Origin of the sequence: Apilactobacillus pseudapinorum (assembly GCF_040369555.1) — a bacterium.
In the GTDB taxonomy this organism is placed as follows: domain Bacteria; phylum Bacillota; class Bacilli; order Lactobacillales; family Lactobacillaceae; genus Apilactobacillus.
In genome coordinates, this window is record NZ_BAABVU010000022.1 from 1 (window position 1) to 14,140 (window position 14,140).

Sequence of the window (14,140 nt, forward strand, 5' to 3'; positions counted from 1 at the left end):
TAAATAAAAAGAGTCGTTAAAGCGACTCTTTTTTTGTTTGCTATTAATATTATTTAGTTTGTACAAACCGTGTGCGGTTGTTATAATTATATTAATATATTACGTTGAAAGTAGGAATAAACATGGATTTAGAAAAAATGAAGGAACATCAAAAATACATTCGTAACTTTTCGATTGTTGCTCATATTGATCATGGTAAATCTACTTTAGCTGATCGAATTTTGGAAATGACAGATACTGTCGCTAAAAGAGACATGCAAAATCAATTGTTGGATGATATGGAACTTGAAAGAGAACGTGGAATCACAATCAAATTAAATGCAGTTGAACTAAAATATCATGCTAAAGACGGTCATGATTATGAATTTCACTTAATCGATACACCTGGACATGTCGATTTTTCATATGAAGTTTCAAGAAGTTTGGCAGCTTGTGAGGGTGCTGTATTAGTTGTTGATGCAGCCCAAGGTGTTGAAGCTCAAACCTTAGCTAATGTTTACTTAGCAATTGATGACGATTTGGAAATTGTTCCAGTAATTAATAAGATTGATCTACCTTCTGCTAGACCAGATATGGTTAAAAAAGAAGTAGAAGACATCATTGGAATTGATGCAGATAACGCTGTTCTAGCTAGTGCTAAAAAGGGAATTGGAATTGAAGATTTATTAGAAAGAATTGTCGAAGAAGTTCCAGCACCTACTGGTGATTTAGATGCGCCACTAAAGGCATTAGTATTTGACTCAGTCTATGATGACTATCGTGGAGTTGTTCTTAGTGTTCGCTTAGAAGATGGGGTCGTTAAGCCCGGCGATAAAATCAGATTAATGAACAGTGGAAGTGAATATGAAGTAACCGAAGTCGGTGTTAACTCTCCACATCCAGTTCAAAGAGAATATCTAATGGCAGGGGATGTTGGATACATTACCGCAAGTATCAAGGATATTAACCAAACTAGGGTTGGGGATACTGTAACTAATGCTAATAATCCTGCAGAAGAAGCTTTGCCTGGTTATCGTGAAATGGAACCAATGGTCTATTCTGGATTGTATCCTACTGATAACGCCAAATTCACAGATTTAAGAGAATCTCTAGAAAAACTAAAGCTTAATGATGCAGCGTTAGAATTTGAACCAGAATCTTCACAAGCGCTAGGATTTGGATTTAGATGTGGATTCTTAGGAATGTTGCACATGGATGTTGTTCAAGAAAGATTAGAAAGAGAATTTAATCTAGATCTTATTACAACAGCTCCATCAGTTACTTACCATGTGTTCACAACAGATGGTAATCGTAAAGATGTGGAAAACCCATCAGAAATGCCTGATGCATCCGAAATTAAGTCAGTTGAAGAACCATATGTTAATGCAACCGTAATGGTGCCAAATGACTATGTTGGAGCGGTAATGGAACTTTGCCAATCAAGACGTGGTCAGTTTGATACAATGGAATATATTGATGATTATAGAGTTAATATCATGTATTCAATTCCACTATCAGAAATCATTTTTGATTTCTTTGATAAGTTGAAATCAACTACCAGAGGGTATGCGTCACTTGATTATGAATTAGGTGACTACAAGCCATCTGATTTAGTTAAGATTGATATCTTGTTAAATGGTGAAAAGGTTGATGCATTGAGTTTTATTTCACATCGACAATTCTCAGCAAGTCGTGCCAGAATTATTGTTGAAAAGCTTAAAAAGATTATCCCTAGACAAAACTTTGAAATTCCAGTTCAAGCTGCTATTGGAGCTAAAGTTATTGCTAGAACTAATATTAAAGCTTATCGAAAAGATGTTACTGCGCACCTATATGGTGGGGATAGAACTAGAAGAATGAAACTACTTGAAAAGCAAAAGGCTGGTAAGAAGCGTATGAAGGCAGTTGGTAAAGTTGATATTCCACAAGCTGCATTTATGGCGGTTCTACAAACAGATGAAGAAGAAACTGATAAAAAGTAGTTGACATTTCTTATTAATCTAAGTATTATTTAATAAAAATATAGAGTCTTTAATTTAGTCCCGTGAGGCTGAAAAGATTGAACGAATTTAATTAAAATTTGTAAAGGTCTATTTATCTCGGGATAAATAGACCTTTTTTGCTAAATTAAAGCTCTTAAGTTTTTGGGAGGAAGAATTATGGATAAAAAGCAAGATGTTATTTTAGATGTTAATGACAAACCGGGATTCTGGCTATGGATTGGTTTATCATTACAACACATGTTCTCAATGTTTGGGAGTACAGTAATTGTGCCATTACTAGTTGGATTGAGTCCAAGTATTGCACTATTTACATCAGGTGTAGGAACATTAATTCATATCTTAGTGACACAAAAGAAAATTCCCGCATACATGGGATCTAGTTTTGCTTTCATTGTTCCAATGAAATATTTGATGCAAGTGACAGGTTATCCTGGAATCGCTCAAGGAGTGATCGCTGTTGGGATTATTTACCTAATTGTCGCTCTATTGATCAGCATGATTGGTTCAGAATGGATTGATAAGTTATTGCCAGCCGTAGTGGTAGGACCAGTTGTTATTGTAATTGGTTTATCATTAGCAGGAAGTGCTGCCAACGATGCAATGTTAAATAATGGTAACTATGACTACAAATACGTTATCGTTTCGCTTGTAACATTATTATTAGCAATATTCTTTAATATGTATGTAAAAGGCTTCCTTGGCTTTATGCCAATCTTATTAGCAATCATCTGCGGTTATGTAATTTCAATCGCAATGGGACTAGTAAATCTATCTACTATTGCAAATGCACCATGGTTTGCAATGCCTAAATTTGAAATTCCATTTGTTTCATACAACGTTAAGTTTGAATGGGGAGCAATTATTGCAATCGCACCAATTGCCTTTGTGACAATTACTGAACATTTGGGTCACTTAATGGTCTTAGATGAATTAACTGGTAGAAATTATTTTAAAAACCCTGGTCTAAACAGAACTTTAACAGGGGACGGATTAGCATCAGTCTTCGCTGGATTATTTGGTGGACCAGCCGTTACAAGTTATGGTGAAAACATTGGAGTTATGGCGATTACAAAGATTCATAGTGTTTATGTTTTAATCGGAGCTGCAATCTTCGCCGTATTATTCTCATTTATTAATAAGTTAAACGTACTAATAATGCAAATGCCACTACCTGTAATTGGTGGTATTAGTTTCTTGCTATTCGGTACTATTGCTTCTAGTGGGATTAAGATCATGATTGAAAACCAAATTGATTTAGCTAAGAAGAGAAACTTAATGATCATATCAACTATCTTAGTAATCGGTGTTGGTGGATTCATGTTAAAAATCGGAACATTACCTTTAAACGGATTAGCTGTTTCAGTAATCTTAGGAGTAATATTGAATTTAGTATTACCTAAAAATGAATAAATATTAATAAAATACCAATTAAAAATGAAGTTATTAATGATATAATTTAGCTATATCATTCAAAGTAATCGCTATATTACTTTGCACCAATTGACCGAATTTTTAATCGGTATTTTTTTATTTTCAATATTTATAACAAACAAAAAGATAAGTGAGATGTAATAACAATGAGAGAACCATATTTATCTGTGATTGTAGCCTGTTATAACGTCGAAGATTATATCAGAAGATGTTTAGACTCAATTGCAAATACAACTTTTCCCAAGGACAACCTTGAAGTATTGATGATTGATGATGAATCAACAGATAATACAAAAGATATTATTGATGAATATGCTGAAAAATATGATTTCTTTAGAGCATTACATAAGACCAACGGTGGAATTAGTACCACTAGAAATTATGGGATGAAGCATGCTAGAGGGCAATATATCGCATTTGTTGATGGTGACGATATTGTCCCAGAAGATGCATATTCCAATTTAACTTATAAAGCACGTCAAAACGATTCTGATGTTGTTGTTGGATTCGTAGAACGTTTTGATAAATATCGTTTAACTAATTCATATCTGCACTCATTTGCTGTGCATGATGACTATAATTCTACTGATATTAGAAATAATCATGATTTGCTATATGATACTACTGTATGGAATAAGTTATACAAGCGTTCTTTTATAGTGGAAAATAATATTCAATTCATTGAAGGGATGATTTACGAAGATATTCCCTTCACTTTAGATGTGCACTTGAAATCAAAAAAGACATCCATTATTGAAGATGTTGTCTACAAATGGAGATGGCGAGAAAGTTCAGATTCAATTACTCAAACAAGAAGTGCGATTTCTAACTTCCAAAACCGTTTGGATGCTTTAAATATTGCATATAAAATGTTATTGGATGCTGGTTTTACTAAGGACGATAGTATCATCAGCGATTTTATGTATAAGGTTTTATTCTTGGACATATACATTTTTATCCAAAACCTTGGTGATAATGAAGAAGACTATATATACAAAGTCCAAGAAATGGTTTATGTTTTCCTAAGAGATTGGGAATTATGGAATGCAGATATATTTAAGCAACTGCCAATTAAGCACCAAATAATGTATCATGCTCTTCAAATAAATGACATCTCTTTGATTAATTCATTTACTTACAATGAAGTGATAGGTGAATTTAAAGATAGTTTCCATGGTAAAAAGTACCAACTAAGATTGCCAGAAATTAGTGATGATAAAGAACTAATTAAAGAGCTAATTTTAGATAACAATAATTGTAAAATTGATCAAAAAATTCGTAAGGCTGAATATAGAGATATTAAGAAGGGTACTTTTGAAATCAGTGGTGCTTTTAAATTCAATCGAATTAAATTAATAAAAAAATGGTTCAAGAAATCCAATTCAAGTGAATCCATTACAGCCAAATTAATTAATATAAAAAATAATAAGTCCTTTAGCGTAAATATTATTAGAAAGCCAACAGTATTATTAAAACGTATTATGAAGCCTAAGGGTAAGTACAATAATGCTGGATACGAAGTTGTCTTTAGTATTCCAAAAGCAATTAAACATCTAGGTGTTGGGACATGGAAATTACAAATTAGTAATTCAATCAGCAATAAGTATTTTATTAACGATGTAGCAACTAATCCAACCGCTAAGTTAGCTGATAAGAAATTAATGCCGTTTGAAAGAGACGGGTTTAAGGTTATTACTAGATACAACAGTGTTGGAACATTAGTATTTGATGTTGATAGTATTGAAGCTAAAAAAGGCCATGATCCAATAATTAGTGTTCCAACCGTTAAGGATGAAGAACACGTTATTTTCAATATGGATAATGCAACTGCCAGTGATTACAATATGGTTATGTCAGATGGACACAATCAAGTTATTGCGAAGCAAGATCATGAGGGTGGCTTTATTTTTGCATTGGGTGATTTCAATAAGCTATTTGTAAATAAAAAAGTCGGCTTATTTATTCGTGATACAGTTACTAACGCATTAGTCGGATATTCATTCTTCTCTGAAAAGATGCATAAACAAATTAATTTATCTAATGATTATTCATTATCAATGTATTATGGTGACCCCAATCATATGGAAATGACATATGAAAGAACTCCTTTTGTCATCAATAAAATGACGATTAATAATTCCAACGTCTTAAAGGTAGAAGCTAAGTTAAAAAACTATAGTGATTTAAAGAACGTTAATATTAATAATAGTCGTGTTGAAATGATTAGTAAGGATAAGCAAACCAGAGTTGTTCTTAATAAAGATAATAACGATTTGAAATTTAATGAAGGTATTTTATCTTTCAATTACGAGTTAACCAACGATCAAAAAACGCAGCTAAATCTTTTAAGCGGAGATTATCAATTTAAGGCGTACATCTATAATGAAAATCGAGTAGATATTTATCGAATTAAGTATGCGAAAAAAGCCAAGATTGGGTTAACTGATTTACCTTTCAAAGGCAAAACAGTTGTTAAATATGAAGTGAAAAAAGATGCTGATAAAAACATCTTATTATGTATTAACCAGCCATTCTTTAAACTAATTGATTCTAAAAAATCACTTAGATCACTATCATACTCATTGCTATATCCTTTAATGAGATTTCTACCGCTAAGAAAAATTATGATTTTCGATTCATATTGGTCTTCTAAATTCGATAGCAATGAAAGATTGATGTATGAATATGTAGTTAAAGAGCATCCTGAAATAAAAACTGTTTGGATTTTCAATAACGTTGAAACAAAAATCAGTGGGAATGCTGATAAAGTAAAGGTTAATAGCTTTAAATATTGGTATTACTTAGCGGTTGCTAAGTATATTATTCAGAATACAAATATGCCAAATAGATATGCTAAGCGAAAGGGACAAATTGAAGTAGAAACTCTTCATGGAACATTTTTAAAGCACATGGGTTATGATGAACCACACTTTAAATTTGGAACAAAGAAGATTCAAAACCTTTTTGCTAGCCGTAATCGTCGTTGGGACTATTTAGTTGTTCCATCAGACTATATGGCAAGAACTGCAAGCAAGGCATTTAATTATAGTCAAAAGATTATTAAATCTGGTTTTCCTAGAAATGATGAATTGTATACCAACAACAATGTTGATTATTGTAATCAAATTAAGAATAAAATTGGTATTCCGTTAGATAAAAAAGTTATCTTATATGCTCCAACCTATAGAGCGGAAGCTGGATTTGACTTTAAATTGGACTTAGATAAACTACAAGAAAAACTTTCTGATGATTATGTATTATTAGTTAGATTGCATTATTTTGTAGCACACTCAAATAGTTTTTATTCTAATCCTGGATTTGTCTATGATGTTAGTGACTATGACAACATTAATGACTTATATCTAATTGCTGATACGTTGGTAACCGATTATTCATCAGTTATGTTTGATTTTGCTCATTTAAAACGACCTATGATTTTTTATGCATATGATAAAGACTGGTATTTAGATGAAGAAAATCGTGGTGTTTATCTAGATTATGATAAACAAATGCCTGGTCCAATTGTTTATGATGAAAATCAATTAATTGATAGCTTAGCTAATTTAAATAGTGTTCATGACCAATATAAAGAACAATTAGATCAGTTCTATACAGAGTTCGCACAATATGGGGATGGAGGAACAGCAACAAAGCAAGTTGTTGAAACCGTCTTAAATACTAACGATACTGAATTAGATCAAGAGCCTGATGATAAGTTGATTACTAGAAAAATTGGTCATTTCTTTAATACTAATTATTTACAAGCGGAAATTTTAAATTGGTTATCCAAGAAATTATCAAAGAAGAACATTGTTATTTTTGAAAGTTTCTTTGGAACTCAATATTCAGATAACCCTAAAGCTATCTATGAATACATGAGGGATAATTATCCACAATATAAACTATATTGGAATGTTAATAATGAAGATAAGCAATACTTCATTGATAATAAAATTCCATATATTCTTCGCTTTGGGTTTAGTAGTATTTGGAAACAAGCTAGAGCTAAATATTGGGTAACCAATGTTAGAAGACCATTTAGATGGCAACCTAGTGAAGATACTATTGTTTTACAAACTTGGCATGGAACACCGTTAAAAACACTGGCAGCTGATGTTATGAAAGTAACAATGCCAGGAATGAATGCACAAAAGTATCATAAAGATGTTTTTAAAGATGATAACAGATGGTCAAGATTGATTGCTCCTAATATGTATTCAGTTAAGATTATGCAACGAGCATTTAGAATGAAAGCAAACCAAATGCAATTAGATGGATACCCAAGAAATGATGTATTAATTAATCATACAACTGATGATATTGAAAGAATTAAACAATCACTAAATATCAATAGCAATAAAAAGGTTGTATTGTACGCACCAACATGGCGCGATAATGAGTACGTTAAAAATGATGAGTTTACAGCTAAATTACATCTTGATTTAGATCAAATTAAGAATACTTTTGGTAGTGATGTTTTAGTTTTAGTTAGAACACATTACTTGATTTCAAACAATCTAGACTTATCAAGTTATACTGATATCGCTTTAGATGTAAGTCAATACCCAGATATTGCAGATTTATATTTAATTAGTGACGTTTTAATTACTGATTATTCTTCTGTAATGTTCGATTATGCAACATTGAAACGACCAATGATTTTCTTCACGTATGATTTAGATGCATATGCGAATGAAATTCGTGGATTCTATTTTGACTTCGTTAAAGAAGCTCCTGGACCAATGGTTAAAACAACTCAAGATGTTGTATCCAATCTAAAAGAGATTTTAGATGATTGGCAATCAAACGAAAAGTACATGGCATTCTTTGATAAATATGCATCATGGATGGATGGAAATGCATCTAAACGAGCAGTAGAAAAGATGTTAAGCAAGCATAGTTTGGAACCAGTTGAGAATGATAATCTTTCAGATTACAATTTAGAAAAGACAATGATTGTAAAAGATGGTTCAGCATTATGGGAGCCTGAAAAAGACTTCGCAGACTTTAAGGATATAAAATTTGCAAAGAATGTTGATGGCGATCAAAAAGTGCAAGTGCTTAAGGAAATGCATTTAATCGATTCTCACTTTAATGAACAAGTGGGTGACTCATTTGCATTGATTAGATTAAACAGTAACTCTTATTGGGTAAACATATTTGATTTAACAAAATAGGAAAAAGCATTGAATAATATTCAATGCTTTTTTGTTTGAAAAAATATTAAAAAGGGGTTTATTTTATATAGAAAATGGTTTATAATTTATTTTGTTATAAAGTTCACAAACTAAATATAAGTTATTTTATGTACAAACTAAGTAATATCAGATTATGATATTTATAAATGTTAGTTTAAATATCTTATGAAAACTTACTTTTAAAGAGGGTTTAAGCAACTTTTAAAAGTTTGTGCTAAATTTAACTAAGTTATAGGTGGACATTATATATATTAATAATAGATAAAAGTTTCACAAATTAAAACTATTTAGGGATAAAGGGGTATTGTTATCATGCAAATTAATGGAAGTGCTAACAAAACTAAAAGAACTATTTCATGGACTAGTGCTATCATCTACTTTTTAGTATCTTTGGTTATTAATTCAATGGGGAATGTTTTAACATTAGTAACTAGTGCTAAGATTCACCCATCATTCTTAGGATCAGCATATTGGACTGCTGCTGAAAATAACCTAGGATTTGCGGTTTTAGGTAATGGTAAATGGGTATTATTCTGGGCATTCTTTGGATTAGGAATGTTGATTACTGTATTAAACTCTATTTTAGTTGGTAAATGGAGCTGGAGTAGAGTTCTTGGAAATGCTGCGTTTTTAGGACCATTCTCATTGCTAATTAATTACTTTAACGGAATCGTTACTAATTGGTTACCTGATGCACACGGTTGGTTAATGACTGTTTTATATGTTCTATTAAACTTCGTTGGTGTTTCATTTATTGCAATCGCAATTTCAATTTACCAACGTGTTAACATTGCTTTACATCCTGCAGATGATTTAATGCAAATTTTAAGATTTAAATACTGCAATGGAAATGCTTCAAAGGCAATGTGGTTCTCATACATTCCACCAACATTAATGGCAATCATTGCTATTATTATTACTCATCAATTTAATAACTTTGGATTAGGAACAATCTTTGCATTCTTCTTCCAAGGTGGAATTACTGGAATTGCTGATAAACATATCTTTAAAAACTTAAAACACCAAGCAATTGATGTTGGTGACGTAAAATAAAATCGTAAAGCGCTGAGTTCTTTCTAAATATTGAAATTTCAGCGCTTTTCTTTATGCTTTTATAGGTAGACAATTGGTCAAACTTAATATAAAATTTATATAGAATGATTTATGGACAGATTTATGCTTTATTAAATAAATAATACGAAAATGGAGGTGTTAATAATGCTTAATCGTACAAAAAAGTTTTTGAGAGATAATGGATACTATTACAAAAAGACTTATATTAGACCATTGCTTACTCCTGATAATGTTTATGTGTTTAGATTTGGAAAGAAAAACTTGGATAATCGACTAATCATTAGATACGGTCATAAATGGACTGGTAGACAAAAAATTAATGAAATTGACTTAAGACTTCATAAACAAAAACATCCTCGTATTTTCAAAGACGAAAATTCACTAATGTTGTACTTAGAATCACACTTACAACAACATGAGGAAAAATTGAAACAACTTAAGCTGCAAAAGGCACAAGCTGAGTCTAAGTAATAAGTTAAATTAACGGAGTGTGTCCATATGGATGCACTTTTTTTGTAAAAAGTTAACAGGGGAGTATGGCAATGGAATGGACAGAAATTTCAGTATTAACTAGTGATGAATCACAAGATGCAGTAATCAATATCTTAATGGATTTTGGATCGCTTGGAGTTGAACTTGATACTATCAATGAAGATACTTTAAGTATTAATTCTTATTTTCCAGAGAATTTTGATATTGAATCAAAGGTTCCAGCAATCCAATCAAGAGTTTCACAATTGGCAGAATTTGGTTTGAACCCAGGTGAAGCCAAAGTGATTACTAAGAATTTGAATGATGATAAATGGAATTCAGAATGGGAAAAGTATTATCACGCTAAGAGAATTACTAAATTCTTAACTATCTCACCAGTTTGGGAAAACTATGTAAAAGAGTTTGATGGTGAATTGGTAATAAAATTAGATCCTAAAAAAGCTTTTGGAACCGGTGTGCATCCAACCACCGTATTATGTTTACAAGCGATTGAATCAGTAATTCGTGAAAATGAAAGTATCCTAGATGTTGGTACTGGTTCTGGAGTCTTAAGTATTGCTGGTAAATTACTTGGTGCTGGAGAAATTAGTGCTTATGATTATGATGACGATGCTGTCGATTCTGCAAAGAAAAACGTCGCTTTAAATGGATTTGAAAATGACATCTTTGTTGATAAAAACAGTTTATTAGATGGTATATCTAAGAAAGCAGATATCATTCTAGCAAATATGCTACCAGAAGCGGTTTTACCATTAATTCCACAGGCTGCTAACAACCTTAATGAAGGCGGGAAGATCATTATTTCTGGTATTATTAAAGATAAATTATCAATTACATTAGAAACTTTAGAAAACAATCAATACGTAATAGACCAAGTAACTACTCTAGGTGATTGGCGAGGAATTATTGCTCATTTAAGAAGGGATGACGAATAAGTTATGCAACACTATTTCACTAATGAAAATTTAAACGTTGATCAAACTTTTCAAGTGAGTGATGATATTGCACATCATTTTATGTCAGTTCTAAGATCTGGCGAGGGCAATCAATTTGAGATTGTAGATGATAGTCACAAACTTTATATTGCTGAAATTGTTGATCAAGAAAATAATATTGCGAATGTAATTAGTCAAATTGACAGTGATGTTGAGCTACCAATTCAAGCAACAATTGTTTGTGGATTACCTAAAAAAGAAAAGGCAGAGTTGATTGTTCAAAAAGCAACAGAGTTAGGGGTTAGCAAAGTTATTTTTGTTCCTACAGAATGGGCTATCGCAAAGTGGAAAAATAAAGCTGACAAAAAGATTCAAAGATTAGCTAAGATTGCCAAAAGTGCTGCAGAACAATCACATCGAAATGTGATTCCGGTTGTTGAATACATTAATTCGTTAAAAGAATTAAGTGAGATTGAATTCGACCATAAATTAATTGCATATGAAGAATCAGCTAAGCAAGGAGAAAAATCTGATTTAATTAAAACTCTTGAAAATACTGAGGATGGAGAATCTATCGCGATGTTTTTTGGACCCGAAGGTGGAATTTCTCCTAAAGAAGTTAGTTTTCTAAGTGAAAAGGGTTATCAAACTTGTGGTCTAGGTCCTCGAATTTTAAGAACTGAAACCGCACCATTTTATTTTCTATCAGCATTATCAGTTTGTAAGGAACTAAATTTATATAATTAGTGATAAAATAAATGAAATAAACGATTGGAAGAAGGTTTTGGAAATGTCTGAACATAAGATTTGGTCTAAGGAAGATCTATTTAATGAAATTTCCAGCTACATGAATAAAAAGCATGTAGCGATTGTAAAAAAAGCATATGAATTTGCGTCAATCTGTCATAAAGACCAGTTTAGACAATCCGGTGAACCTTATATTGTCCACCCAATTCAAGTAGCAAGCATTCTTGCAACATTGAGAATGGATCCAGAAACCGTTAGTGCTGGATTACTACATGATGTCGTTGAAGACACGGGCGCATCACTAGAAGATATTGGTGAATTATTTGGCAATGATATTGAACTAATAGTTGATGGAGTCACAAAGTTAGGTAAAATTAAGTACAAATCAAATCAAGAACAGCTAGCAGAAAATCATCGTAAATTATTGTTAGCAATGTGTAAGGATATTCGTGTCATGATTGTTAAGCTTGCTGACAGATTACACAATATGCGTACGCTAAAACATTTGAGACCAGAAAAACAACGTCGTATTTCCAATGAAACCCTAGAAATCTATGCACCATTAGCTGATCGTTTAGGGATAGGTACAATTAAGTGGGAACTAGAAGATATCTCACTAAGATATTTGAACCCACAACAATACTATCGAATTGTCCATTTAATGAATTCAAAGAGAAATGAAAGAGTTTCATACATCACTGAGGCAATTGATGAAGTCAACTCACAAGTAAAGCAAATGGGATTAAAGAATGTCCAAGTATATGGAAGACCCAAGCATCTTTACTCTGTTTACAGAAAAATGGTTACCAAGAAAAAGCAATTTGAACAAATTTATGACCTATTAGCTGTTAGATGCATCGTGGATTCTATTAGGGATTGTTATGCTGTCTTAGGAGCAATTCATACTAAATGGTCTCCAATGCCAGGGAGATTTAAAGATTATATTGCAATGCCTAAGGCTAATATGTATCAATCTCTTCATACTACAGTTGTGGGACCAGGTGGTAGACCTTTAGAAGTTCAAATTAGAACTAAAGAAATGCACCAAATTGCTGAATATGGGGTTGCCGCTCATTGGGCTTACAAAGAAGGTATGACTGATGAAGTTAAGGAATCTACTGATAATAACCGTTTGAATTGGTTTAAACGAATTATCGAACTTCAAGAAGACACCGATAACGCTTCTGAATTCATGGATAGTGTTAAGGGAGACCTATTTGGAGATCATGTTTATGCATTTACCCCACAAGGGGATGTCTTGGAACTACCTAAGGGTGCTGGACCATTAGATATGGCTTACTTAATTCATACCGATGTTGGTAACCATACAGTGGGTTCTCGTGTTAATGGGAAAATTGAACCACTTGATTATCAGATTCAAACAGGAGATATTGTCGAAATTATGACATCCACAAGTTCTGCTGGTCCTAGCCAAGATTGGATTAATTTGGTTTCTACCAGCCGTGCTAAACATAAGATTAAACAATATTTTAAATCTCGTGATCGCGAGAAAAACGTTAACGCTGGAAAAGAAATATTGATGAAAGCAATCCGTGACGCTGGATTCGATGTTAACAGCGTTTTAACTAAAGAGAACTTAGATCGAGTATTGAAAAATACTTACTACAATCAAGTTAATGATATGTATGCGGAAGTTGGTTTTGGCAACAAACAACCTAATGGAATCGTTAATGTCTTAACATCTGATATTAGGGATGAAAAAGAACGTCAACGAATCGAACAACAACAAAAAGACATTCTAGAAAATCATCAAACTATTGATAATTCAACTGATGATAGTAACAAAACGAGTAAAAACAAAAAGCCTTCGGATGGAATCGTAATTGAAGGAGTAGACAACTTACTGGTAAGACTAAGTCATTGTTGCTCACCTGTGCCAGGAGATAAAGTGGTTGGGTATATTACTAAGGGACGCGGAGTATCAGTTCATAGAAGTGAATGTCCGAATATTCATGATGATGATGAAAGATTAGTTAGCGTTACTTGGAATATTTCACCAGATAACCATGCCTTCTTTAATGCTAACGTTGAGGTTCAAGGATACAACAGAAGCAATATCTTAAATGATGTTATTAAAAAGGTAAGTACAGTTTGCAAGCAACTTAATTCCGTTGAAGGAAAAGTTGATCATGATAAAACAGCTACTATTTCTTTGAAATTAGGGGTAAAAAACTTAGAACAGCTTGATATGATTATTGATCACTTGAAAAATGTTGCGGATGTGTACGTTGTAAAAAGACCATTTATGTAAGGAGTAGTT

Annotated in this window: 8 protein-coding genes; all 8 read left to right on the forward strand. The window is 32.2% G+C overall.

Annotated elements, in window-relative coordinates; genetic code table 11:
- Positions 1–122: 122 nt before the first annotated feature.
- The 8 genes from lepA to ABWU86_RS03855 all read left to right on the forward strand — a co-directional run bounded on the left by lepA (position 123) and on the right by ABWU86_RS03855 (position 14,131).
- The gene (gene lepA / locus ABWU86_RS03820) at positions 123–1,961 is read left to right on the forward strand and encodes a translation elongation factor 4 (RefSeq protein WP_293792919.1); all 1,839 of its coding nucleotides are present in this window, start codon (positions 123–125) and stop codon (positions 1,959–1,961) included.
- Between the two features lie 177 nt (positions 1,962–2,138).
- Complete coding sequence (locus tag ABWU86_RS03825) at positions 2,139–3,392, forward strand: solute carrier family 23 protein (protein ID WP_353321520.1); 1,254 nt, start codon at positions 2,139–2,141, stop codon at positions 3,390–3,392.
- Positions 3,393–3,559: 167 nt separating this feature from the next.
- Positions 3,560–8,590 carry a CDP-glycerol glycerophosphotransferase family protein gene (locus ABWU86_RS03830; RefSeq protein WP_353321522.1) on the forward strand — a complete coding sequence of 1,677 codons (5,031 nt, stop codon included), beginning with the start codon at positions 3,560–3,562 and terminating at the stop codon, positions 8,588–8,590.
- A gap of 333 nt (positions 8,591–8,923) precedes the next feature.
- Positions 8,924–9,664 carry a fructose permease gene (locus ABWU86_RS03835; protein WP_293792915.1) on the forward strand — a complete coding sequence of 247 codons (741 nt, stop codon included), beginning with the start codon at positions 8,924–8,926 and terminating at the stop codon, positions 9,662–9,664.
- A 165-nt stretch (positions 9,665–9,829) separates the two neighbouring features.
- Positions 9,830–10,156 carry a hypothetical protein gene (locus ABWU86_RS03840; protein ID WP_187291394.1) on the forward strand — a complete coding sequence of 109 codons (327 nt, stop codon included), beginning with the start codon at positions 9,830–9,832 and terminating at the stop codon, positions 10,154–10,156.
- 71 nt (positions 10,157–10,227) lie between these two features.
- Entirely contained in the window at positions 10,228–11,112 is an 885-nt protein-coding gene (gene prmA / locus ABWU86_RS03845) for a 50S ribosomal protein L11 methyltransferase (protein ID WP_353321525.1), read from the forward strand.
- A gap of 3 nt (positions 11,113–11,115) precedes the next feature.
- Complete coding sequence (locus ABWU86_RS03850; RefSeq protein WP_293792910.1) at positions 11,116–11,859, forward strand: 16S rRNA (uracil(1498)-N(3))-methyltransferase; 744 nt, start codon at positions 11,116–11,118, stop codon at positions 11,857–11,859.
- A 43-nt stretch (positions 11,860–11,902) separates the two neighbouring features.
- A complete protein-coding gene (locus ABWU86_RS03855) occupies positions 11,903–14,131 on the forward strand; it encodes a RelA/SpoT family protein (RefSeq protein ID WP_293792908.1) in 2,229 nt (742 codons plus the stop codon).
- Positions 14,132–14,140: the final 9 nt, after the last annotated feature.